Below are 1,987 nucleotides of genomic sequence, written 5' to 3' on the forward strand. Positions count from 1 at the left end.
CGCCCGCGCCTCACCTACCAGCTCACACTGCTCATCGGTATCACCGCGTGCATGTCCTTCGACAGTGGCTCATGGCGGACTGCCGTGGCCTGGGTCTGCCTGGGGCTGCTGGCAACCAGCGACATGACGGTTCTCACCAGCAGCGCTCGAGCCGTGACGGAGTCCCTGGGGCACAGGAACGGGGGAGTACTGCGCAGGCTCTGACATGGAGTCCCGGCGCAGAATGTGAGCAGCGGAACGATCTTGTGTGCCAAGAGACGATTTAGTGCTCTGCTTGTGAAATTGCTTTTGTATCCACCAGTGTGTTTTGTCTTAACTGTACAGCGTAGCGACCCCTGTTGCCTTTCCGTGACGTCTCTGCGAAGGCGAATCCGTGAATACAGCGTATCCTTGTCGAGCCGATCTGGATGGTCGAGCTGAGGTGTCTTGCTGATGCAGTAAGGGAAGATTATGAAGCGTGTTCTTCTTTTGGATACATCTGTTGGTTCTCTCAATATGGGGGATGAGATCATTGGGCGATCCATTGAGATGAACTGGCGCGAGCTGTTCTCCTCGAACTATGTCATGCGCCTGGCCACCCACACCCCGATGTACACTCCTGCGCAGTATCTTCTGTCCAGGCGCAAGCTCAGTATCTTCAAAGACGCTGACATCAAGCTTCTGTGCGGCACCAACGCTCTGTACACGAATATGCTGCGGCCTCTGCCGACGTGGAACATCAACTACCTCAACTGCGGAATGGCCGCAGGCACGGTGTGTTTGGGCGTGGGTGCGGGGGCCAACTCCTCGTCGGTCAACTTCTACACGCGGGCCCTCTACCGCAAGGTGCTGTCCCACGACGTCGTGCACTCAGTGCGCGACGAGCGCACCAAGCATCTCCTAGAGCGGGTGGGGCTGCGGGCCTGGAACACCGGCTGCCCCACCCTGTGGGGACTGACCCCCGAGCACTGCGAGACCATTGCCCACGCCAAGGGCGATGAGGTGGTCTTCACGCTCACCTCCTACCACCCGAGCCCGCGCAAGGACCGAGCGATGATCGACGTGCTGCGCAGGAGCTACTCGCGATTGCACTTCTGGCCCCAGACCATCGACGACCTGGGCTACCTGCAGTCCCTGGGGGCGGCCGACGGCGTCGAAATCGTCACGCCGAGCCTGGCGGGTTTCCGGGAGGTGCTCGACCGAGGCGTCGACTACGTGGGGAACCGCCTGCACGGGGGCATCTTCGCCCTGCAGCGCAAGCGGCGAGCCATCATCGTGGCCATCGACTACCGCGCGCGGGAGATGGCGAAGGACTACTCCCTGCCGCTGGTGGAGCGCGACTCCATCGAGACCGATCTGGCCGACCTGGTCGAGTCCTCCTGGCCAACCAGGATCCACGGCCTGGACGTCGACCTCATCGAGAAGTGGAAGGCCCAGTTCGATGTCGACAAGCCATAAGGGGCGCATGAGGCTCCTGCTGGGTAACACTCTGGTGTTTGCCTTGGGGGGCCTGGCGGTCAAGGCGGTCTCCCTGGTCCTCATGCCCTTGTACACGACTGCGCTGGCTGCTGGCGAGTACGGGACGGCCGAGCTGCTCAACAGCGCGATCGAGATCGTGCTGCCGTTGCTCTCGCTCGGTGTGGTGGAGGCCCTCTACCGATTCTCCATCGACGACGACGTTCCCAAGGATGAGCTCTTCGCCGGTTCCCTGGTGGTCCTGGGCGGGGGTGCCTTGTGCACCGGGGCGCTGTGCGCCCTGGGCAGCGCCTTGTGGAACATGGAGCATGCGGCAGCCTTCTTCGCCCTGTTCTGCTCCGTCTGCCTGTTCAAGGCCACGACTCAGCTCGCCCGCGGTCTGGGTCATGTGCGCCGTTTCGTGGTCTATGGGCTGATCAATGCGCTGGCCATGGTGGTGTCCACCTACCTGCTCCTGGTCCGAGCGCACGCGGGTATCGAGGGCTACCTGTGGTCCTACACGATCGGCTACCTGGTGGGTGGTCTTGTCGCG

Annotated in this window: 2 protein-coding genes and 1 pseudogene; all 3 read left to right on the plus strand. The window is 62.2% G+C overall.

The features are described 5' to 3' along the window. A pseudogene (locus HMPREF2883_RS15590) lies at positions 1–204 on the plus strand (lipopolysaccharide biosynthesis protein); the annotation flags it as partial. 291 nt (positions 205–495) lie between these two features. After that, a complete protein-coding gene (locus tag HMPREF2883_RS09770) occupies positions 496–1,437 on the plus strand; it encodes a polysaccharide pyruvyl transferase family protein (protein WP_256277423.1) in 942 nt (313 codons plus the stop codon). Continuing rightward, positions 1,421–1,987, plus strand: a 567-nt coding sequence (locus HMPREF2883_RS09775; RefSeq protein WP_371080692.1) for a lipopolysaccharide biosynthesis protein, incomplete at its 3' end; no start/stop codon positions are given. The genes HMPREF2883_RS09770 and HMPREF2883_RS09775, both read left to right, overlap by 17 nt.

Origin of the sequence: Actinomyces sp. HMSC075C01 (assembly GCF_001812965.1) — a bacterium.
In the GTDB taxonomy this organism is placed as follows: domain Bacteria; phylum Actinomycetota; class Actinomycetes; order Actinomycetales; family Actinomycetaceae; genus Actinomyces; species Actinomyces acetigenes.

Coding starts and splice junctions, on each gene's coding strand:
- HMPREF2883_RS09770 (WP_256277423.1), top strand. CDS start 496: ATGGGGGATGAGATCATTGGGCGATCCATTGAGATGAACTGGCGCGAG.